This window comes from Polaribacter sp. IC066, from assembly GCF_007997085.1.
In the GTDB taxonomy this organism is placed as follows: domain Bacteria; phylum Bacteroidota; class Bacteroidia; order Flavobacteriales; family Flavobacteriaceae; genus Polaribacter.
This window is the reverse complement of record NZ_VORR01000001.1, coordinates 84,197-105,694: the sequence shown is the minus strand read 5'-3', so window position 1 is coordinate 105,694 and position 21,498 is coordinate 84,197. Positions and strand designations below refer to the sequence as shown.

General features: G+C 32.7%; 26 protein-coding genes and 1 tRNA gene. 22 read left to right on the top strand and 5 right to left on the bottom strand.

Features of this window, described 5'->3' with window-relative positions:
* Window positions 1–11 precede the first annotated feature (11 nt).
* From rplR to ES044_RS00410, 16 genes are all read left to right on the top strand, one after another.
* On the top strand, window positions 12–362 hold the full coding sequence (rplR, locus tag ES044_RS00485; RefSeq protein ID WP_147117364.1) for a 50S ribosomal protein L18: 351 nt from the start codon (window positions 12–14) through the stop codon (window positions 360–362).
* A gap of 6 nt (window positions 363–368) precedes the next feature.
* Window positions 369–890 (top strand): 30S ribosomal protein S5, encoded by a 522-nt coding sequence (gene rpsE, locus ES044_RS00480; protein WP_147117365.1) that lies wholly within the window; start codon window positions 369–371, stop codon window positions 888–890.
* Window positions 891–901: 11 nt separating this feature from the next.
* Complete coding sequence (gene rpmD / locus ES044_RS00475; RefSeq protein WP_147117366.1) at window positions 902–1,084, top strand: 50S ribosomal protein L30; 183 nt, start codon at window positions 902–904, stop codon at window positions 1,082–1,084.
* 13 nt (window positions 1,085–1,097) lie between these two features.
* Window positions 1,098–1,547: a 50S ribosomal protein L15 gene (rplO, locus tag ES044_RS00470; RefSeq protein ID WP_147117367.1), complete on the top strand. Its 450-nt coding sequence runs from the start codon at window positions 1,098–1,100 to the stop codon at window positions 1,545–1,547.
* An 11-nt stretch (window positions 1,548–1,558) separates the two neighbouring features.
* Entirely contained in the window at window positions 1,559–2,881 is a 1,323-nt protein-coding gene (secY, locus tag ES044_RS00465; RefSeq protein WP_147117514.1) for a preprotein translocase subunit SecY, read from the top strand.
* A gap of 1 nt (window position 2,882) precedes the next feature.
* Window positions 2,883–3,098 carry a translation initiation factor IF-1 gene (infA, locus tag ES044_RS00460; protein WP_004568721.1) on the top strand — a complete coding sequence of 72 codons (216 nt, stop codon included), beginning with the start codon at window positions 2,883–2,885 and terminating at the stop codon, window positions 3,096–3,098.
* Between the two features lie 16 nt (window positions 3,099–3,114).
* The gene (ykgO, locus tag ES044_RS00455; RefSeq protein WP_004568720.1) at window positions 3,115–3,231 is read left to right on the top strand and encodes a type B 50S ribosomal protein L36; all 117 of its coding nucleotides are present in this window, start codon (window positions 3,115–3,117) and stop codon (window positions 3,229–3,231) included.
* Complete coding sequence (gene rpsM / locus ES044_RS00450) at window positions 3,231–3,596, top strand: 30S ribosomal protein S13 (protein ID WP_147117368.1); 366 nt, start codon at window positions 3,231–3,233, stop codon at window positions 3,594–3,596. The genes ykgO and rpsM overlap by 1 nt, the downstream gene beginning before the upstream one ends.
* Before the next feature lie 76 nt (window positions 3,597–3,672).
* Window positions 3,673–4,056 carry a 30S ribosomal protein S11 gene (rpsK, locus tag ES044_RS00445; protein WP_147117369.1) on the top strand — a complete coding sequence of 128 codons (384 nt, stop codon included), beginning with the start codon at window positions 3,673–3,675 and terminating at the stop codon, window positions 4,054–4,056.
* Window positions 4,057–4,158: 102 nt separating this feature from the next.
* Entirely contained in the window at window positions 4,159–4,764 is a 606-nt protein-coding gene (gene rpsD, locus ES044_RS00440) for a 30S ribosomal protein S4 (RefSeq protein WP_147117370.1), read from the top strand.
* A 16-nt stretch (window positions 4,765–4,780) separates the two neighbouring features.
* Window positions 4,781–5,773, top strand: a complete 993-nt coding sequence (locus tag ES044_RS00435; RefSeq protein ID WP_147117371.1) for a DNA-directed RNA polymerase subunit alpha — start codon at window positions 4,781–4,783, stop codon at window positions 5,771–5,773.
* A gap of 60 nt (window positions 5,774–5,833) precedes the next feature.
* Window positions 5,834–6,307 (top strand): 50S ribosomal protein L17, encoded by a 474-nt coding sequence (gene rplQ / locus ES044_RS00430; RefSeq protein ID WP_147117372.1) that lies wholly within the window; start codon window positions 5,834–5,836, stop codon window positions 6,305–6,307.
* A gap of 103 nt (window positions 6,308–6,410) precedes the next feature.
* On the top strand, window positions 6,411–7,523 hold the full coding sequence (gene carA, locus ES044_RS00425; protein WP_147117373.1) for a glutamine-hydrolyzing carbamoyl-phosphate synthase small subunit: 1,113 nt from the start codon (window positions 6,411–6,413) through the stop codon (window positions 7,521–7,523).
* 273 nt (window positions 7,524–7,796) lie between these two features.
* On the top strand, window positions 7,797–9,086 hold the full coding sequence (gene eno, locus ES044_RS00420) for a phosphopyruvate hydratase (RefSeq protein ID WP_147186838.1): 1,290 nt from the start codon (window positions 7,797–7,799) through the stop codon (window positions 9,084–9,086).
* A gap of 182 nt (window positions 9,087–9,268) precedes the next feature.
* Complete coding sequence (locus ES044_RS00415) at window positions 9,269–10,555, top strand: citrate synthase (protein WP_147117375.1); 1,287 nt, start codon at window positions 9,269–9,271, stop codon at window positions 10,553–10,555.
* A gap of 72 nt (window positions 10,556–10,627) precedes the next feature.
* Window positions 10,628–11,539, top strand: coding sequence for a dimethylarginine dimethylaminohydrolase family protein (locus ES044_RS00410; RefSeq protein WP_147117376.1), 912 nt, complete (start codon window positions 10,628–10,630; stop codon window positions 11,537–11,539).
* A 445-nt stretch (window positions 11,540–11,984) separates the two neighbouring features.
* On the opposite strand, the gene ES044_RS00405 is transcribed toward ES044_RS00410, so the two are convergent.
* Window positions 11,985–12,932 carry a fasciclin domain-containing protein gene (locus ES044_RS00405; RefSeq protein WP_147117377.1) on the bottom strand — a complete coding sequence of 316 codons (948 nt, stop codon included), beginning with the start codon at window positions 12,930–12,932 and terminating at the stop codon, window positions 11,985–11,987.
* Between the two features lie 399 nt (window positions 12,933–13,331).
* Here ES044_RS00405 and ctlX point away from each other — a divergent pair, with 399 nt between their 5' ends.
* Entirely contained in the window at window positions 13,332–14,270 is a 939-nt protein-coding gene (gene ctlX, locus ES044_RS00400; RefSeq protein ID WP_147117378.1) for a citrulline utilization hydrolase CtlX, read from the top strand.
* Window positions 14,271–14,421: 151 nt separating this feature from the next.
* On the opposite strand, the gene ES044_RS00395 is transcribed toward ctlX, so the two are convergent.
* Complete coding sequence (locus tag ES044_RS00395) at window positions 14,422–15,579, bottom strand: T9SS type A sorting domain-containing protein (RefSeq protein WP_147117379.1); 1,158 nt, start codon at window positions 15,577–15,579, stop codon at window positions 14,422–14,424.
* A 240-nt stretch (window positions 15,580–15,819) separates the two neighbouring features.
* Window positions 15,820–16,050 carry a hypothetical protein gene (locus ES044_RS00390; RefSeq protein WP_147117380.1) on the bottom strand — a complete coding sequence of 77 codons (231 nt, stop codon included), beginning with the start codon at window positions 16,048–16,050 and terminating at the stop codon, window positions 15,820–15,822.
* A 191-nt stretch (window positions 16,051–16,241) separates the two neighbouring features.
* Between ES044_RS00390 and ES044_RS00385 the strand changes: the two genes are divergently transcribed.
* From ES044_RS00385 to ES044_RS00365, 5 genes are all read left to right on the top strand, one after another.
* Window positions 16,242–16,982, top strand: a complete 741-nt coding sequence (locus tag ES044_RS00385; protein ID WP_147117381.1) for an MlaE family ABC transporter permease — start codon at window positions 16,242–16,244, stop codon at window positions 16,980–16,982.
* Complete coding sequence (locus tag ES044_RS00380; RefSeq protein ID WP_147117382.1) at window positions 16,983–17,750, top strand: ABC transporter ATP-binding protein; 768 nt, start codon at window positions 16,983–16,985, stop codon at window positions 17,748–17,750.
* A gap of 59 nt (window positions 17,751–17,809) precedes the next feature.
* Window positions 17,810–17,882: transfer RNA gene (locus ES044_RS00375), tRNA-Lys, on the top strand.
* A 140-nt stretch (window positions 17,883–18,022) separates the two neighbouring features.
* The gene (locus tag ES044_RS00370) at window positions 18,023–18,520 is read left to right on the top strand and encodes a CIA30 family protein (RefSeq protein WP_147117383.1); all 498 of its coding nucleotides are present in this window, start codon (window positions 18,023–18,025) and stop codon (window positions 18,518–18,520) included.
* A 57-nt stretch (window positions 18,521–18,577) separates the two neighbouring features.
* Window positions 18,578–20,044 (top strand): DUF389 domain-containing protein, encoded by a 1,467-nt coding sequence (locus tag ES044_RS00365; protein WP_147117515.1) that lies wholly within the window; start codon window positions 18,578–18,580, stop codon window positions 20,042–20,044.
* Window positions 20,045–20,092: 48 nt separating this feature from the next.
* Here the strand turns inward: ES044_RS00365 and ES044_RS00360 are convergent, their stop codons facing one another.
* Together ES044_RS00360 and ES044_RS00355 are read right to left on the bottom strand one after the other, a co-directional pair.
* Window positions 20,093–20,659: a SprT-like domain-containing protein gene (locus ES044_RS00360; protein WP_147117384.1), complete on the bottom strand. Its 567-nt coding sequence runs from the start codon at window positions 20,657–20,659 to the stop codon at window positions 20,093–20,095.
* Window positions 20,660–20,816: 157 nt separating this feature from the next.
* Window positions 20,817–21,497, bottom strand: coding sequence for an SDR family NAD(P)-dependent oxidoreductase (locus ES044_RS00355; RefSeq protein WP_147117385.1), 681 nt, complete (start codon window positions 21,495–21,497; stop codon window positions 20,817–20,819).
* Window position 21,498 lies beyond the last annotated feature (1 nt).

The window sequence follows — 21,498 nt, the reverse complement described above, 5'->3', positions numbered from 1 at the left end:
TATATAGTATTATGGCATTATCAAGGCTACAAAGAAGAACAAGAATTAAGCGTAGAATTAGAAAAATTATTTCTGGTACTGCTACCAAACCAAGGTTATCGGTTTTTAGAAGTAATAAAGAAATATACGCTCAATTAGTTGATGACGTTACAGGAGTAACATTAGCTTCAGTTTCATCAAGAGATAAAGATATAAAAGCAGCTACAAACTTAGAGGCAGCAGCAGCAGTTGGAAAATCAATTGCAGAAAAAGCTGTTAAAGCGGGTGTAGAAGTAATTGCTTTCGATAGAAATGGTTATTTATACCATGGTAGAGTTAAAGTATTAGCAGAGGCTGCAAGAGAAGCTGGTTTAAAATTTTAAGAAGTTATGCAAGGTTATAAAAACGTAGAAAGAGTTAAACCAAGTGGGTTAGAGCTTGTCGACAAATTAGTAGGTGTACAACGTGTTACAAAAGTAACAAAAGGTGGTAGAGCATTTGGTTTCTCTGCTATTGTAGTTGTTGGAGATGGTAATGGTGTTGTAGGTCATGGTTTAGGAAAATCTAAAGATGTATCATCAGCAATTGCAAAAGCTGTTGAAGATGCGAAGAAAAATTTGGTCAGAATTCCAATTTTGGATGGTACTTTACCTCACGAGCAAAAAGGGAAATTTGGTGGTGCTAAAATATTCATCAAGCCTGCATCTGCTGGTACTGGAGTTATTGCCGGTGGGGCAGTTCGTGTGGTATTAGAGTCTGTTGGTATACATGATGTATTATCAAAATCACAAGGTTCTTCGAATCCTCACAACGCAGTAAAGGCTACATTTAATGCATTATTACAATTACGTAGTGCAGCTTCAATAGCGAAGCAAAGAGGTGTGTCTTTAGAAAAAGTTTTTAACGGATAAATCTAAAAACGATGGCAAAAATTAAAGTTACACAGGTAAAGAGTCAAATCGGACGTCTTCAAAGTCAAAAAAGAACTTTAGAAGCATTGGGTTTACGTAAAATGAACCAAACCGTAGAGCATGAGGCAACTCCTGCAATTATTGGGATGGTAAATACAATTAAACACTTAGTTTCTTTCGAAGAAGTTAAATAAGATATTTAGAAAAATGAGTTTACATAATTTAACACCAGCAGAAGGTTCCATTAAAAAGGGAAAAAGAATTGCACGTGGTGAAGGTTCTGGGAAAGGTGGTACTGCTACAAGAGGTCACAACGGACAGAAGTCTCGTTCAGGATATTCAAAGAAAATTGGTTTTGAAGGGGGTCAAATGCCACTTCAAAGACGTGTACCAAAATTTGGTTTCACAAACATCAATCGTAAAGAATATCAAGGCATCAATTTAGATAAATTACAATCTTTAGTTGACAGCGGAAAAATAACGGATACAGTTAGTTTAGACATTTTGGTTGCTAATAGATTAGCAGGTAAAAACGATCTAGTTAAGATTTTAGGTAACGGAGAGTTAAAGGCTAAGTTAAATATAACTGTACATAAATTTACTGCAACTGCAAAAGCGGCTATTGAAGCTGTTGGTGGAGAGGTAGTTACTTTATAAGAACGTAAATGATGAAGTTAATTAATAAGTTAAAAGAGGTTTTTAGCATAGAAGAATTGAAAAATAAAATTCTTCTTACTATCGGTTTAATTGCTGTATATCGATTTATGGCGGCTGTTCCTTTACCTGGAATAGATCCATTAGAGTTAGCAGCTTTAAAAGAAAGTACGGGGACTGGTATTTTAGCATTATTAAACGCATTTACAGGAGGAGCATTTTCTAGAGCGTCAGTAATGGCACTTGGGATTATGCCATATATTTCTGCATCTATTGTGGTTCAGTTAATGGGAATTGCGGTTCCTTATTTACAAAAATTACAAAAGGATGGAGAAAGTGGACGAAAGAAAATTACTCAAATCACAAGATGGTTAACTATTGGTATTACTTTGGTGCAGGCACCAACATATATCACAGCTATTAAAACGCAATTTGGTTTAGGACCAGAGGCTTTTTTAGTGAGTGGACCAACATTTTGGATTTCATCAATCATTATTTTAACTGCAGGTACAATTTTTGCAATGTGGTTAGGAGAGCGTATTACAGATAAAGGTGTTGGTAATGGTATCTCATTATTAATTACTGTAGGTATTATCGCTAATTTTCCATCAGCTTTTTTACAAGAGTTTCTTGCAAAAACAACAAATGCTGGTGCTGGAGGTTTGATGATGGTTTTAATTGAAATTATTGTTTGGTTTGTCGTAATTTTATTAACTGTGTTATTAGTTACTGCTGTTCGAAAGATAGCAGTACAATATGCCAGAAGAACGGTTGCAGGAAATGTGCAAAATGTTGCGGGTTCAAGAGATTATATACCTTTGAAATTAAATGCAGCAGGAGTAATGCCAATCATTTTTGCGCAAGCAATTATGTTTTTACCAGTGGCGTTAGCGCAAAAATTTCCAGTGATTGCAGGTTTACAAGACATTAATGGTTTAGGTTATAATGTTATTTTTGCATTGCTTATTATTGTTTTTAGTTTTTTCTACACCGCAATTACCATTCCTACTAATAAAATGGCCGATGATCTTAAAAGAAGCGGTGGCTTTATTCCAGGAATTAGACCAGGAAAAGATACAGCAGATAGGTTAGATTCTGTGCTATCGAGAATAACGTTCCCAGGATCGGTGTTTTTAGCAGCTTTATCTATCTTACCAGCCATTGTAGTTCAGTTCGGAGTGCAACAAAGTTGGGCTATGTTTTACGGAGGTACATCATTAATAATTATGGTTGGAGTTGCAATTGATACGTTGCAACAAATTAACTCGTATTTGCTAAATCGTCATTATGATGGATTAATGAAAGCGGGTAACAGCAACAGAAAATCGAATAAATAATATGGCTAAACAATCAGCAATTCAACAAGACGGAACGATTACAGAGGCATTATCAAATGCAATGTTTCGTGTGGAATTAGAAAACGGACATATTGTTACGGCACACATTTCGGGTAAAATGCGCATGCATTATATCAAACTATTACCGGGTGATAAGGTGAAATTAGAGATGAGCCCATACGATTTATCAAAAGCAAGAATTACTTACAGATACTAAAAAAAAGACAGAGCAGATGAAAGTTAGAGCATCAGTTAAAAAGAGAAGTGCCGACTGCAAAATAGTGCGCAGGAAAGGTAGATTATATGTGATTAATAAACAAAATCCTAGATTTAAACAAAGACAAGGGTAATGGCAAGAATAGCAGGTATTGATATTCCAAAGAATAAAAGAGGGGTTATTGCTTTAACTTACATCTTTGGTATTGGAGGCAGCAGAGCTAAAAAAGTTTTAGCAGAAGCAAAGGTTGACGAAAGTGTTAAAGTTCAAGATTGGACTGATGACCAAATCGCAGCAATTAGAGAGCAAGTAGGATCTTTCACAATTGAAGGTGAATTACGTTCGGAGGTACAAATAAACATCAAACGTTTGATGGATATTGGTTGCCAAAGAGGAATTCGTCATAGACTGGGGCTCCCTTTAAGAGGACAAAGAACCAAAAACAATTCTCGTACTAGAAAAGGTAAGAGAAAAACTGTGGCTAACAAGAAAAAATAAGTTAGATAAAGTAATAAAGATCTAGCAATAGTTTTGCTATTAGGCTAGAAAACTAAATTACTAAAACTGAAAAATTATGGCGAAAGCAAGTGCAAAAAAACGTAAAGTAATTATTGATGCTGTAGGAGAGGCGCATGTAACTGCATCTTTTAACAATATCATTATTTCTTTAACAAATAAAAAAGGTGACGTTATTTCTTGGTCATCTGCAGGTAAAATGGGTTTTAGAGGTTCTAAAAAGAATACTCCATACGCAGCTCAATTAGCGGCAGAAGATTGTTCAAACGTGGCTAAAGAGGCAGGTTTACGTAAAGTAAAGGTATATGTTAAAGGTCCAGGTAATGGTAGAGAATCTGCTATTAGATCTATTCATAATGCAGGTATCGAGGTTACAGAAATTATTGATGTGACGCCAATTCCGCACAACGGATGTCGTCCTCCAAAAAGAAGAAGAGTATAATCTTATTGATACTCAATTTAATTAATTATTTTAACTTGATAGGATTAAGATTATCGAAGGAGAAAGCCTTAATTCATAATCCCTATTTACAATATAAAAGAAATGGCAAGATATACAGGACCAAAAACTAAAATTGCTCGTAAATTTGGCGAGGCAATTTTTGGAGAAGATAAAAACTTCGAAAAAAGAAATTTTCCACCAGGACAGCACGGAAATGCTAGAAGAAGAGGAAAAAAATCAGAATATGCAACTCAATTAATGGAGAAGCAAAAAGCAAAATACACGTATGGTATATTAGAGCGTCAGTTTAGTAACTTGTTTAAGCAAGCACAATCTGCATCTGGTATTACTGGTGAAATTTTATTACAATTATGTGAAGCACGTTTAGATAATGTGGTTTACAGAATGGGAGTTTCTAATTCAAGAAGTGGAGCACGTCAACTAGTTTCTCATAGGCACATTACTGTGAATGGAGAGATTGTTAACATACCTTCATATAGCCTTCAAGAAGGTGATGTTGTTGGTGTTAGAGAAAAGTCTAAATCATTAATAGCAATTGAAGATGCTTTAGCTGCTAATAGCAATGTTTACGAATGGTTAACATGGAATTCTGACAAAAAAGAAGGAACTTTTGTTAAAATACCGGAAAGATTACAAATTCCAGAAAACTTCAAAGAGCAATTAATCGTAGAATTATATTCTAAATAATACTTATATACCTATTATGGCAATATTAAATTTTCAAAAGCCCGATAAAGTAATAATGATTGAATCTACAGATTTTACTGGTAGATTTGAATTCAGACCTTTAGAGCCAGGTTTCGGTTTAACCGTTGGTAATGCCTTAAGAAGAGTACTTTTATCTTCTTTAGAAGGTTTTGCTATTACTTCTTTAAGAATAGACGGTGTAGAGCATGAGTTTTCTACCATTAGTGGTATTGTAGAAGATGTTACAGAAATAATTTTAAATCTAAAACAAGTTCGTTTTAAGAAGCAAATTGAGGAGACGGATAGAGAAACCGTTTCGGTTTCAGTATCAGGTCAAGATCAATTTACTGCAGGAGATTTACAGAAGTTTATTTCAGGTTTTCAGGTGTTAAATCCTGATTTAGTAATCTGTAATATGGACAAATCAGTAAAGTTAAATGCAGAGATTACCATAGAAAAAGGAAGAGGATTTGTACCTGCTGAAGAGAATAAAAAATCTTCGGCACCAATAGGAACCATTTTCACTGACTCCATTTACACGCCTATTAAGAATGTGAAATATGCAATCGAAAATTTTCGTGTAGAGCAAAAAACGGATTACGAAAAATTAGTGTTCGATATCGATACTGATGGATCAATTAATCCTAAAGAAGCATTGACTGAAGCAGCAAAAATTTTAATTCACCACTTTATGTTATTCTCTGACGAGCGTATCACTTTAGAGGCAGATGAAATTGCACAAACAGAAACGTATGATGAAGAATCATTACACATGCGTCAGTTATTAAAAACGAGATTAATCGACATGGATTTATCTGTTAGAGCTTTAAATTGTTTAAAGGCGGCAGAAGTAGATACTTTAGGAGATTTAGTTTCGTTTAACAAAAGCGATTTGATGAAGTTTAGAAACTTTGGTAAAAAATCATTAACAGAGCTAGAGGAATTAGTAATTGTTAAAGGTTTAAGTTTTGGAATGGATTTAACAAAATACAAATTAGATAGAGATTAACCTTTCATAATTTGCTCCTCAAAATGAGTTGATGCAAGATGAGAGTAAACAACAAACTTCATGAGACACGGAAAGAAATTTAATCATTTAGGAAGAAAGACAGCGCACAGAAAAGCAATGTTAGCAAATATGTCTTGTTCTTTAATAGAGCACAAGCGTATTAATACGACTGTAGCAAAGGCAAAAGCTTTAAGAGTTTTTGTAGAGCCTTTAATAACAAAGTCGAAAGCAGATACTACGCACAATAGACGTATCGTATTTTCTTATTTACGTGATAAATTTGCAGTTACAGAATTATTTAAAGAGATATCTGTAAAGGTTGCAGACAGACCAGGTGGTTATGTTCGTATAATTAAATTAGGAAATCGTCAAGGGGATAATGCTCCGATGGCAATGGTAGAGTTAGTTGATTACAACGAGCTTTACAATCCTAAAGGAACAAAAGCGAAGAAAACTACGAGAAGAGGAAGAAGCAAAAAAGCGGAAACTAGTCAAGTAGAAGAAACAACCACAGAAGAGAAATCTGAAGAATAAAGAATGAAAATTTTTTAATCATATAAAAAAGGGATAGGCGTTTACGTTTATCCCTTTTTTTATATTTTTACAGTAGTATTAGGAATCGTAAATTGAATTAGGGATGAAATATCAAACACGTAAAAAGGCTTTAGTTTTATTAGAAGATGGAACAATTTTCTATGGCAAATCTGTTGGAATAGAAGGAACATCAACCGGAGAAATTTGTTTTAACACAGGTATGACTGGTTATCAGGAGATTTTTACGGATCCTTCTTATTTTGGTCAGTTAATGATTGCTACAAACGCCCATATTGGTAATTATGGTGTAAATGATGAGGAAGTAGAATCTGATGGAATAAAAATAGCTGGTTTAATTTGTAGGAATTTTAGTTTTACACACTCTCGGGCAGACTCTGATGGCAACTTAAAAGATTGGTTTGTAAAGCATAATCTGGTGGCAATATCGGATGTAGATACCAGAGCTTTAGTTGCTTATATTAGAGATCATGGGGCTATGAATGCCATTATTTCTACACAAACTGATAATATAGAGTTGTTAAAGAAACAATTGTCAGAGGTACCTTGTATGGAAGGTTTAGAACTGGCTTCTAAAGTATCAACTACAGCACCTTATTTTGTGGGTGATGAAAATTCTAAAATCAGGATTTCTGCATTAGATATCGGAATAAAAAAAAATATTTTAAGGAATTTTGTGAAAAGAGGTGCGTACGTTAAAGTATATCCCTACAATGCTACATTTGAGGAGTTATCAGATTTCAATCCTGACGGATATTTTTTCTCAAATGGCCCTGGAGACCCAGAACCTTTATTAGATGCGCAGTTATTAGCAAAAGAAATTATTAAAAGAGATTTGCCTTTATTTGGTATTTGTTTAGGGCATCAAGTTATTGCGTTAGCAAACGGAATCTCTACGTATAAAATGCATAATGGTCATAGAGGAATTAACCATCCTGTAAAAAATCTATTAACAGGTAAGGGAGAAATAACGTCACAAAATCATGGTTTTGCTATCAACAAAGAAGAAACAGAAGCAAATAAAGATATAGAAATAACACATGTACATTTAAATGACCACACTGTTGCAGGGATTCGTATGAAACATAAGAATGTTTTTTCTGTACAATATCATCCAGAAGCAAGTCCTGGGCCCCATGACGCGGAATACTTATTCGATCAGTTTATATCGAATATTATGACTTCAAAGAGGGTTTAGTCGTAAGCTTTTTACTATTAAGCGTTTCTTTTACGTTATTCGTCTAAAAGCTAAAAAAATAACAAAGGATTAGTTGTATATTTGTAGGGTGGTTGAGAAATCACATTCTTTTTCATAGCAATTTTCCCACTCAATTTATTGAGTGGGTTTTTTTATGCGATACAGTAATCGTTTTCGTAATTAATTTAAGACATATTCTTAAAATCTTTATACATTTTGTAAATTAGCAGAACTAATAAAGGATAGAAATTAATTAAATAAACAGAAAATACAATGAGTATTATTATAAACGTTCATGCCCGTCAAATTTTTGATTCAAGAGGAAATCCAACGGTAGAAGTAGATGTAACAACTGAAAATGGTATTTTAGGTAGAGCGGCAGTTCCTTCTGGCGCATCTACAGGAGAGCATGAGGCAGTAGAATTGAGAGATGGTGGAGATGCTTATATGGGAAAAGGAGTTCTAAAGGCAGTAAAGAACGTAAATACTCTAATTGCTGAAGAACTTTTAGGTGTTTCTGTTTTTGAACAAAATGCTATTGATAAATTAATGATTGATTTAGATGGTACACCGAACAAATCTAAATTAGGAGCCAACGCAATTTTAGGGGTTTCTTTGGCCGTAGCAAAAGCTGCAGCAAATGAGTTAGGAATGCCTTTATATAGATATGTTGGTGGGGTTTCAGCAAACACTTTACCTTTACCAATGATGAATATTATCAACGGAGGGTCTCATTCTGATGCGCCTATTGCATTTCAAGAATTTATGGTAATGCCAGTAAAAGCCAAAACTTTTTCTCATGCAATGCAAATGGGATCTGAAATTTTTCATAATTTAAAGAAAGTTTTACACGATAGAAAGTTATCAACTGCGGTTGGTGATGAAGGAGGTTTTGCACCAAATTTAGCTGGTGGAACGGAAGATGCGTTAGAAACTATTGCTTTGGCGGTTAGCAATGCAGGTTATAAATTAGGAGACGATATTATGATTGCTTTAGATTGTGCGGCGGCGGAATTTTATGTGAACGGAAAGTATGATTATTCAAAATTTGAAGGAGAAACAGGAAAAATAAGATCAAGTCAAGAACAAGCAGATTATTTAGCAGAATTATCGGCTAATTATCCAATTATCTCTATTGAAGATGGTATGGACGAAAATGATTGGGAAGGATGGAAGTATTTAACTGAAAAAATAGGAGATAAAGTTCAATTAGTGGGGGATGATTTATTCGTTACAAATGTTGAACGCTTATCTAGAGGAATTCAAAATGGAATTGCGAATTCAATTTTAATAAAAGTAAATCAGATAGGTACTTTAACAGAAACAATTGCAGCTGTAAATATGGCGAAAAATGCCGGTTATACGTCAGTAATGTCGCATAGATCTGGTGAAACGGAAGATAATACAATTGCAGATTTAGCGGTCGCTTTAAATTGCGGACAGATAAAAACAGGTTCTGCTTCTCGTTCTGATAGAATGGCAAAATATAACCAGTTATTAAGAATAGAAGAACAATTAGGAGAAACTGCTTATTTTCCAAAAGAGAAAGCGTTTAACTTATAAAGTGATTATATCGTATAAAAAAAGAGCCTTACAATTTTGTAAGGCTCTTTTTTGTTTATTAAAGAGTTGTTAAATCAATCCTACTTATTTTTCAATATCAAAAATCTATACATACCTCTTTCAGAATCCTGTAAAAATTGGTATCTTCGTAAGTACATAATTCTAATAAAATATCATCATAAATGTCAGATATAGCTAAATTACAGATTGGAGAGAATTCATACGAATTTCCTCTAGTAAAAGGAACGGAAAATGAAGTTGCCATTAATATTAAAGATTTAAGAGGTGCAACAAATGGAGTAATCACAATAGATCCAGGATTTAAAAATACAGGCTCTTGTGAAAGTGCTATTACATTTTTAGATGGTGAAAAAGGGATATTGAGATACAGAGGATATCCTATAGAAGAATTAGCTGAAAAAGCAGATTTTTTAGAAGTTGCATTCGCTTTAATTTTTGGAAATTTGCCAACCAACGAGCAATTAAAAAAGTTTAAACAAGATATATGTGAGCAATCAATCGTTGACGAAGATATTAGGAAAATTGTAGATGCATTTCCTAAATCTGCGCATCCGATGGGCGTTATTTCATCATTAACGTCGGCGTTAACATCATTCAATCCTTCTGTGGTTAATGTAGATTCTGAAGAAGAAATGTACAGAGCTATTGTTAAAATATTAGGTAAATTTCCTGTCTTAGTAGCATGGACCATGCGTAAGAAACAAGGTTTACCATTAGATTACGGAGATTGTAGTTTAGGGTATGTAGAAAACACTTATAAAATGATGTTTAAGCAGCCAAACAAAGAATATGTTACAAATAATATTGTTGTAGATGCTTTAAATAAATTACTAATCTTACATGCAGATCACGAGCAAAATTGCTCTACGTCTACCGTAAGAATTGCTGGCTCTTCGCATGCAGGATTATTTGCATCTTTATCTGCAGGAATTTCTGCTTTATGGGGGCCACTTCATGGTGGTGCAAATCAAGCTGTTTTAGAAATGTTAGAAGCAATTAAGGCAGATGGTGGAGACACTAAAAAATATATGGCCAAAGCCAAAGACAAAGATGATCCTTTTAGATTGATGGGTTTTGGTCACAGAGTTTATAAAAACTTTGATCCAAGAGCTAAAATTATTAAAAAAGCAGCAGATGAAGTTTTAAACGATTTAGGTGTAGACGATCCTATATTAGAAATTGCTAAAGGTTTAGAGCAAGAAGCATTAAATGATCCTTATTTTGTAGAAAGAAAACTATATCCAAACGTCGATTTTTATTCAGGAATTATTTACAGAGCTATGGGAATTCCGGTAGAAATGTTTACCGTAATGTTTGCTTTAGGACGTTTACCAGGTTGGATTGCACAGTGGAAAGAAATGAGATTGAATAAAGAACCAATAGGTAGACCACGCCAAATTTATACAGGAGAAACAGTAAGACCTTTTGTAAATATAGAGAAAAGATAAAAAATAGTATTATTTTTACATAATAATTAAAAGCTTCATATTTTATGAGGCTTTTTTTATAAATTTAAGAATATGTTAGAACTTAATGTTAAAAATGAGACAGCTAGATTAAGGGCTGTAATTTTGGGAATAGCGAATAGCAATGGAGCAGTTCCGCAACCAAAAGAATGCTATGACCCTAAAAGCTTACAACATGTTTTGGCAGGCACCTATCCGAAGGAAGAAGATATGATTCCTGAAATGGAAGCAGTCGCTAAAATTTTCGAAAAATATGACATCAGTGTTTTTAGACCTGAAATTATTGAGAACTATAATCAAATATTTTCTAGGGATATTGCTTTTGTAATTGAAGATAAATTAATCAAAGCAAATATTTTACCTGATAGAGAAAAAGAGTACCTGGCAATACATCATGTTTTAGAGCAAATTCATCCAGAAAACCTAATTCAATTACCAGAAGAATGCCACGTAGAAGGTGGGGATATAATGCCTTGGAATGAGTATATTTTTATAGGTACTTACACAGGTGAAGACTATTCTAACTATATTACAGCGCGCACAAATATAGAAGCTGTAAAAGCGATACAAAAATTATTTCCTCATAAAATAGTGAAGCCCTTTGAGTTAAGGAAGTCTAAAATGCCTAAAGAGAACGCCTTACATTTAGATTGCTGTTTTCAGCCGATAGGGAAAGATAAAGCTATTTTGCATAAAAACGGATTTCTTATTGAAAGTGAGTATGAGTGGTTGTTAAATTTCTTCGGAAAAGAAAATGTATTTGAAATTACAAAAGATGAAATGTATAACATGAATAGTAATGTGTTTTCAATTTCTGAAAGCGTAATTATTTCAGAAAAAAGCTTTACCAGGTTAAACACTTGGTTGCGTACAAATGGTTTTACAGTAGAAGAAGTTTCTTATACACAAATTGCAAAACAAGAGGGTTTGTTGCGCTGCTCTACAATGCCTTTAATTAGAGATTAAAAACACTTTATGCAGTGAAACGCAATTTTAAAAATAGCGAAGCTTTCAATTCAAAAAGTTGAGTTAAACTAATCTTTTTTGTTATGGTGAACTTGTTTTGGTCTTTAGCAGAGTTTAGGTTTAGTATTCAGATTCGCTGCGTTAAAATATTAAAAATATATTCTTTTTTGACGCCTCGATAGTTTCCTTTGAGGATGTTTAGGAAAAAAAAAGCTGCGATAAACAGCTTTTTTTTTTCTTATTTATTAGTGCAACTTAATTTGGAAAAATAGCCAAGCTATAATTTCAAAATTGTAAGTTGAACTGCTCGCCAGGTAAGTAGGCTTGTGTCAGTATTTAGAAGGATTTTGGGATTAATACCTCGACGTTCTGTGTCGAAATATTAAAAGATTATTCTTTTTTGATACCTCAACGGCTCTGCCTCGAGGTTGTTCATTTAAGTTTATTACGGTAATAGAACCGTATTAATAACGTGAATTACTCCATTAGTTCCTTGTACATCTGTAAGAGCAATCGTTACGGTTTGATCACTAGAAGTTACTATTTGAGCTCCGTTTGTTATATCAATCGTAATTTTGCCTCCAAGTGTTGCAACAGGTCCGTTAAATAACTGATCTGCTTGCACATTGCCGCCACTAATAACGTGGTATAAAAGTACGGCTTCTAAAGTTTCTGCAGGAATATCTGCCAAAGTAGTCCAAGCAGTATTAGACGCTAACAATTTGTTAAAAGCGTCATTTGTTGGTGCAAATATTGTGTACGGTCCGGGTTGCGATAATACATTTAAAAAATCAGTAGTTAAATCTGCTCTGGTTAGTGCGGCAACCAAACTTGTGAAATTATTATTGCTTAACGCTAACGTTACAACACTTGGTGGCATCATTACCTTATTAATAACGTGTACAATACCATTACTAGCTTCAACATCAACAGTAACCGGTGTCGCTTCTGCATCTCCATTAAATTGAACACCACCTGTTACTTGTACTTTTAAAGATAAAGGCTCTGCATTGGGTCCTGTAGATAAAGTGTTTACATACGTATTGGTTAAACTTCCCGACATCACTTTAGCGTTTAAAGTATGAAAAAGCAACACAGATTTTAAAGTTTCCACAGGTACATCGTTAATAGTAGTCCATCTTGTATCAGACTCTAAAAATTTATTAAAAGCAGCGTTAGTTGGGGCAAAAACAGTATAATTTCCTTCTTCAGATAGCGTAGTTGCTAAACCCGCCCTTGTTACGGCAGTAGCTAAAATTGTTAAGTTGTTATTAATGGCTACATCTACAATCGTGTTTGTTTGAAGAACAACTGCATTGTCATCATCGTTATTACATGACTGAAAAAAAAAAGTTAAAATTAAAATGGGTAATAGTTTTTTTATAATTTTCATTTGATTCATTTTAAAGGGTTTATTACAACAAATTTAGATTTTTAAAAAACAGTATTTTGTTAAGTAAAACTTAAAAGAACTTAAACAAAGTTAATTTTAACGAAAATAATTTTACGCACACTGGCTCTAGGTTTCCATTAAAAGAGCCTTTATCAGAATGTTTATTTGTCATTAAAAATTTAAAAGTCAGGTTTTGGCTTTTAAACATTTAAATAGCGTGCTGTTATTTTAGCAGTATACGAGTAAAATCGTTTAGCTGAAAGGGTATAAGATTTTGAACATAGTATTATGAATACATTTTTTTAAAAAATATTTATTTTAGTAAGAACGAATTATCTTTTACGGTTAATTATGAATATGATCATAAAAAGCGATAATTTTGTCATATATAAATAATTTATGCAACAAACCACTAATACAATTTTAATGATTCGTCCTATAAACTTTAGGATGAATGAGCAAACTGCCGTAAATAATTATTATCAAGGAAATTTGGAGCTTAAAAATTCTGAAATAAATGAAAAGGCGCAAAAAGAGTTTGATACGTATGTAGAAAAATTGCGAAGTTTCGATATTAACGTAGTCGTTATTTCTGATACAACTGAATTTGATACACCAGATTCCATTTTTCCTAATAATTGGATTTCTTTTCATCAAGATGGTACTGTCGGAATTTATCCAATGTTTGCAGAAAATAGACGCTCAGAGCGAAGAGATGATATCTTACAAACGCTAGAAAAGCATGGTTTTCTTATCGATAATGTTGTTGATTATACTTCTGCAGAAGAAGAAAATATCTTTTTAGAAGCTACAGGAAGTATGATTTTAGATAGAGTGCATAAAAAAGCATATTGTGCCTTATCTCCTAGAGCAGACGAAGATTTATTTATAGAGTTTTGCGAAGATTTTGAGTACACGCCTGTTGTTTTTACGGCAAATCAAACAGTAAAGAATAAAAGAGTAGCTATATACCATACCAACGTAATGATGTGCGTTGCAGAAACTTTTGCAGTAGTTTGTTTGTCTTCTATAGACGATAAAAAAGACCGTAAAAATCTGTTAAAACATTTAAAAGAAGATGGTAAAAAAGTAATCGATATCACAGAAGAGCAGGTAAATAATTTTGCTGGCAATATGTTACAAGTTCGTAATAATAAAGACGAGTTGTTTTTAATTATGAGTCAAACGGCTCTTGATAGTTTAACTTTAAGTCAAAAAGCACAAATTAACAATCACTGTAAAATTATTTCTAGTTCTTTAAATACCATAGAAACTTGTGGCGGAGGAAGTGCACGTTGCATGATGGCAGAAGTGTTTTTGCCAAAAGTTAGTGTATAATCTGCTTTTAAAGGCACATAATTATTTTTTAAAGTTTTAAAAAGTAATTATGTGCTGCTTAAAACTGTCATTAAAAGAAGCTTTAAAATAGTTGTTCAAGCATACAATAAAAACAAAGTTTTTTGCGTTTTCTATATACAAATCTGCTGTTTTAAATCTTAACTATCTTCTTGAAAAAGCTTTTTGTGGCATTTATTTCTACTCGAATAAAATAAATTCCTTTAGTTAAATAAGAAATATCAATTTGATGCTCGTTTGCAGTGCTTTTAAAAACTTCTTTGCCTATTTGATTAATGATACTGATGGCTTTTAAGGGCGCTGTTGTATCGATTGTAATGGTGTTTTTTGTTGGGTTTGGATACATAGAAATGTCTGTAAAAGTATTTTCTATAGCAGATAAAATAGGATTTGATTCATCATAAAATTGAAATAACTTTTGTTGAAATCTAGACTGATTATCTCCAGTAGTATCGTTAGAAAATTCTCTAGATAAATAATAATTACCGCCGCCATTAAAATTCGTAATGCCTTCAATTTGGCTACCTTGACCAAGTTCATTTTGTAACGATATTTTTAAAAAACCATCAGAAAAAATAGCGTCACCAGCGGCCCTGTTTTCGTTAATATATATTAAAAACGGAATTGTATTTGAACTATAACCACATAGAAAAAAACTATTGTCTTCTTTGTTATAGGTAGCACCTGTAATTAACCCTCTAACATTTGCAGAGCTAATTTTTTTAGCAGAATAGCCACCTGATTCTTTTGGTATTTTATAAACATTTGTTTTAAAATCTTTTCTGTTTTTTGTAAAAATTAAAAGATCATTATTGTAAACAACGAGTGCTTCAGCATCAAAATTGTGATTATTTGTTTGGTTCGAGAAATTAATTTGATCTTCATACCCAAACGAAATTCTTTTGGCAGTAACAGCTGTACTATTTTTAAAGTCTGATTTTAAAATCTTATAAATTCTTAAATTTGTTCTGTTGCCGTTATTGTTACCAAAATCGCCAATATAAATATGCTCTTCATCTTCTGCAAGATCTTCCCAATCTTCATTTGTAGCATTTGTAATCTGAATAGTCCTTAGCAGTTTACCTGTTAAACTATCAATTTCATATAAGTTTGCAGCATCACCTTTATCATTGTGCGTTATTATTTTGCCATTTATCATCAATAGTCCAGAGGTTTCTTTTACTGCTGACGGAAGCTCAAATTTTTCTTTAAAATCTTTAATTTGTGATTGTCCTAAAAAAGGGCTGAACGTAAAAATGATACAACAAAAAATTCCTATAAATTTTACCATAAGTTTTTTTTAAAGCTTGGTCAATAATTTTTTGGTTGATGAATTTGTTGGCTCTATTTGCAAGGTATTTGCCATGGTTGGCGCAATATAACTATTATTATAACATTTTAAGAAATCCTTTTTTTAAACTTTAATACCATAAAATAACATAGGAATATGAGTGCCATAAGGATAAACAGCGCTTAGAGAGGTCGCGGTTCTAACAATTATTAAAGCTATAAGTTAGGGCGTAAAGGCACATCACCAGAAATTTTGATGGTATCCGTTTTGTAAAGAGTTCATAATACCATCTGTAAATTTTGTAGTTTGCAGAGCTCTGGCAGTTATCGCTTTACTTACCGGACTATTGTTGTAGTTTTTGTTTTCAATTGAAAACTCATCATTTATCAATCTTTTAAAACCGTTTTCTGCATCCCTGTCAGAAAATAGAGTTAAATAATCACAGCGCATTTGGTCAATAATAATACCCATTACACGTGTTTGCTTTATTTTTTGAGGAGTGCAGCCTAAAGTACAAAAGGAAGCAAGAATGCGTAAAACAAACTATTTTTTATGAGCGTATTATGATGCTAATTGCATTAAAAGTAATTAATTTTTATTTTGATTGCGCTTATTTTACATTGTGTAAATGTTATTTATTAATTTAGCCGAAAATACAGCTATTGAATTACATAGAACACGTAGGTAAATATTTTATAATGTTAAAGGAGGTTTTTAAAAGACCTCAAAAAGGAAAAGTTTTTTACGAAGCATTATTCAGAGAAATCGAAGAGCTTGGTTTAAAGTCTTTAGGCATTATCATGTTTATTTCCTTTTTTATAGGTGGCGTCATCGCTTTGCAAACAGCTTTAAATTTAGATGGTGCATTTATTCCGAAATCATTGATTGGGTTTGCTGCAAAAAGATCCATTATACTCGAGTTTGCACCAACATTTTGTTCCATTATTTTAGCTGGTAAAGTAGGCTCTTATATTACCTCTAGTATTGGTACGATGAAGGTTACAGAACAAATTGATGCATTAGATGTTATGGGTATAAATTCTCTAAATTATTTAGTGTTACCAAAAGTAATTGCTACAGTTTTCTTTTATCCTTTTCTAATTATACTTGGTATGTGTATTGGTATTTTTGGAGGCTGGTTGGCCGGTGTTTTTTCTGGTCTATTTAGTGGTGTAGATTATATAGAAGGTTTACGAACAGATTTTAAGCCCTTTTTTGTAGTATATGCAGTGATTAAAACACTCGTTTTTGCTTTTTTAATCTCTACGGTGCCTTCATATCACGGGTATTATGTAAAAGGAGGTTCTATTGCGGTTGGTAAAGCAAGTACACAAGCAGTAGTTTGGACCACCATTTTAATTGTAATTGCCAATTATTTATTAACTCAAATGTTGCTAACATAGATGATAGAAGTAAAAGATTTACGCAAAGGTTTTGGTGATGTTCAAGTTTTAAAAGGAATTTCAACTACATTTCATGCCGGTAAAACAAACCTAATTATTGGGCAAAGTGGTGCCGGAAAAACTGTTTTTTTAAAATCTTTAATAGGTTTGCATAAGCCAGAAGGAGGCAGTATTTCTTTTGATGGAAAAATAAATACAGAATTTTCAATAGAACAGAAAAGACAATGGAGGCAAGAAATTGGCATGGTTTTTCAGGGCAGCGCTTTATTTGATTCGCAAACCGTAGAAGAAAATGTGATGTTTCCTTTAAAAATGTTTACCGAGCAATCTTATCAAACAATGTTAGAGCGCGTAAATTTCGTTTTAAATCGAGTAAATCTAGAAGACTCGAATGACAAACTGCCAGCAGAGTTATCTGGCGGAATGCAAAAAAGAGTAGCAATTGCTCGGGCAATTGTTATGAAACCTAAATATTTGTTTTGTGATGAGCCAAATTCGGGTTTAGACCCACAAACAGCAACCGTAATTGATAATCTAATTCAAGAAATTACAGACGAATATCAAATTACAACGGTAATAAATACCCATGATATGAATTCTGTAATGGAAATTGGAGAAAAAATTATTTTTTTAAAAGATGGAAGAAAAGAATGGGAAGGTAGTAGTGAAGATATGTTTAAGACTGATAATGAAGCTGTTGTCGATTTTGTGTATTCATCTAATTTATTTAAAAAAGTAAGAGAGGCATATTTAAATGAAACTAAATAAAAAAATGTTTGGTTTATTGTAAATAAGGTGTATATTTGCAGCCCGTAAGGAAAAAGATTGACCTGGTAGCTCAGTTGGTAGAGCATCTCCCTTTTAAGGAGAGGGTCCTGGGTTCGAGCCCCAGCCCGGTCACATTGAATGAGAAAACTCTGCATATTTTGCAGAGTTTTTTCGTTTTTAACAAAGCTTCAGAAAAAATATTTTACTTTTGTTTTAATCTATTTTTAAAATAAATGAACATCGTATCTTATTTCATCTTAATTCTATTTTTTATGAATACTCCTAATCATACAATTTTTGATTTTTCTAAAGACTCTAATATTTCTTCGTGGAAGGTGGTAGATGATGTTGTTATGGGTGGAAGGTCTCAAGGTACTTTTAAAGTAAACGAAAACGGGAATGGTCTTTTTTCTGGAGAAGTTTCTCTAGAAAATAATGGAGGCTTTTCTTCTTTAAGATATCAATTTAAAGAAATAAAAGTTGCATCGTACACAAAAGTAGTTCTAAAGGTAAAAGGAGACGGAAATCCATATCAATTTAGAGTAAAAGATAGTTATAGAAATTTTTATTCTTATATAAAAACTTTTAATACCTCTAAAGAATGGGAGCTTATAGAGATTAATTTATCAGAAATGTATCCTGCTTTTAGAGGACGGAAGTTGGCCATGGATAATTTTTCATCAGAAATAATTGAAGAAATAGCAATTCTTATCGGCAATAAAAAAGAACAGCGCTTTATGTTAGAAATTGATGAAATTTATCTAGAGTAAAACTGCTAAAAATAGCAATACTTTTTTGTATCTTTCCATGGTTATTTATAAAAAATGATGGAGGAAGACGCGCAAAAAAATATAAGTTCTAAAGAAAATTCTAAACAAAATGTTCAGAAAGATGCTAGGGGGTTGTTTGAGAGTATTAAACAGTTTCTAATAGATCTCTTTGACTTTAGACATGATACAGATCACGAAGCTACTATAGAGGCCATAAAAGCAGATATTCCGTTTAAAGGAGCAACTGCTTGGATTTTAATTTTTGCTGTCTTTGTAGCCTCTATTGGTTTAAATGCAAATTCTACTGCAGTTGTTATTGGTGCCATGTTAATATCACCTTTAATGGGGCCAATTTTAGGAATCGGAATGTCTTTTGCTTTAAATGACATTGAAACATTTAAAAAGTCGTTAATAAACCTTGGTACCATGATTGGACTAAGTTTGTTTGCATCATTTTTATTCTTTTATTTCTTTCCGTTAAGTGAAGATAATTCAGAACTTTTAGGGCGCGTAAGTCCAGATATTAGAGACGTTTTAATTGCGTTCTTTGGTGGTTTAGCGCTTATGGTTGCTAGAACTAAAAAAGGGACCATAGCCTCGGTAATTTTTGGTGTGGCAATTGCAACGGCCTTAATGCCGCCATTGTGTACAGCGGGGTACGGATTGGCAAAAGGTAACTTTTCTTACTTTATAGGGGCCATGTATCTGTTCACAATCAACACTATATTTATTGCTTTAGCTACTTTTTTAGTTTTAAAATTATTGCGTTTTCCGATGCATAAATATGCAAACGCAGCAAAAAGAAAACGATATTCTACCATTGCAACGGTTGTAGGTTTCGCAGTAATGATTCCTGCAATTTTTACATTTATAAATGTTTTTAAAGAAAATCAAATAAAAAATGAAATTGAGAATTTTATAAAAACCGAAATTAAAACGAATCAATCGTTAACTTTAATCGATTACGATCCTAATATCGAAAGAAAAACATTAAAACTTAATTTCTTTAATGAAGTGACCGATGCAACTTATAACGATTTGAATAATGAGCTAACTCATAATGTTTTTTATAGCAGTTTAAAAGAATTTAAATTAGAGATTAAGGGAAGTGATACCAAAAGCTTTGAGATTATAACAACAGCTTATAAAGAGAAACGAGAGGAATTACAAGAGACTAAAAATACTATCGCAGATCTAGAAAAGCAAATTATAGATTTACAAGAAACAATATCTTCATTAAATAGAAGAATAGAGCAAGACGCTTTAAATAAAAATCAAAATATAATTGCTTTTAGTACAATTGCCAAAGATGCTAAAATTAGATATGCTGATATTCAGCAAATAGGATTTGCAAACTTTTTGTCTTCTAAAGATTTTATAAAAATTGATACGATTCCGGTGGCAACTATTAAATGGAATGCTAGAATGACAGATAGTATTATTGCCCCAAAAGAAAGAGAGTTAAGAGCTTGGTTGCAAAAAGAATTGAGTTTAGATACGCTCTTTATAAAGCGAGAAAAATAGCCAACTTATTTTTTAGGTTTATGAAAATGTGGAGGTGAGATGTCATAACTATTCTTGCTCAAATAACTTTACTTCCACATTTTGATTGAATAAATACACCTTTTTATTGTTCATATTCATACATTCTATTCTCGTTCTGCGTTTGTTTCCTCTTTTGTAAATAACATTTTTAAAGATAAATAAATTGCCAACATTCAGAGCGAAAATAAATTTTTTACCCTCTTCTGCGGTATTACCACGCAACGCTAAAGACAGCCTAACATCAGAATCTGTGCTTGCCTTTGGGTTTTTTAAATAATGTGCTAAATGCGAAATCATCTCTTTCGGGTAAATTTCAAGCTGTAAAAAAGGCAACATTAAATGCTGAAAAACAGCTTTCCATTCTTGGCCATGAGGTTGCACTCTTCCGAATTTTTGATGCGTTACATGATGTGCTATTTCATGCACCAAGGTTAATAAAAATTGATGTTTGTTGAGGTTGTTATTAACCGTTATTTGAAATCTGCCATTTGGTAATTTTCTAAAATCGCCATGTTTTGTTTGTCGCTGATTTACTATCAATAAATCAAAAGAATGTGCATCAATTAAATATTGAACAAACGGAATCGCTTTCATCGGGATGAAAGAAGCCCATTCTAAACCTTCCGAAGGGATAGAACTCTCACTCTTGTCTATATTATTTTTATTGTTTGAAATGATTATTGTTTTTTATTTATGTAATTTAAAGAGCATGCAATTCCTCCCTTTCGGGGAGGTTAAGAGGGTTTCTTTTTTACGGAGTCGTAGAGGAAACCTCTAAAACTTTACCGTTATAAAATTTATTTCCTGTTAAAGAAAAATCATAGATATAAGCGGCCATCTCTAAGGCAGAAAGTGGCGCTTTATAATCAGGAAAAGCTTCTGCTAACATTTCTGTTTGCACAGCCCCAAGTGCTAAAACATTAAATGCAATTTGTTGTGCTTTATATTCTTCTGCTAATAATTCTGATAACGTAATTACCGCGCCTTTGGCGGATGAATAGGCTGCTAAACCCGGAAACTTCATGCTTCCTTGAACACCGCCTATAGAACTAATAGTTACTACATGACTTCCTTTTTGTAAAAACGGAATTAAATTTTTTGTTAATTCTGCAACGCCAAAAACATTTACTTTATAGACCTCTAAAAAATCATCCGAAGTTAAATCTGTAAAAGGTTTGTTGATCAGTTTACCAGCATTATTGATTAAAATATCAACTTGTTTCCAATTTTTTTTAACAAAATCGGATACTTTTTTTATATCAGAATGATTAGAAAGATCTACAGAAAGCACAGAAATATTTGGGTGATTTACAGTCGTTAAGGGGGCAGTGTTTCTAGAAACTGCTAAAACTTGGTGCCCTGCATTTGCAAATAATTGTGCTAGTTCAAAGCCAATTCCTCTACTTGTTCCTGTAATAACAATGTTTTTCATT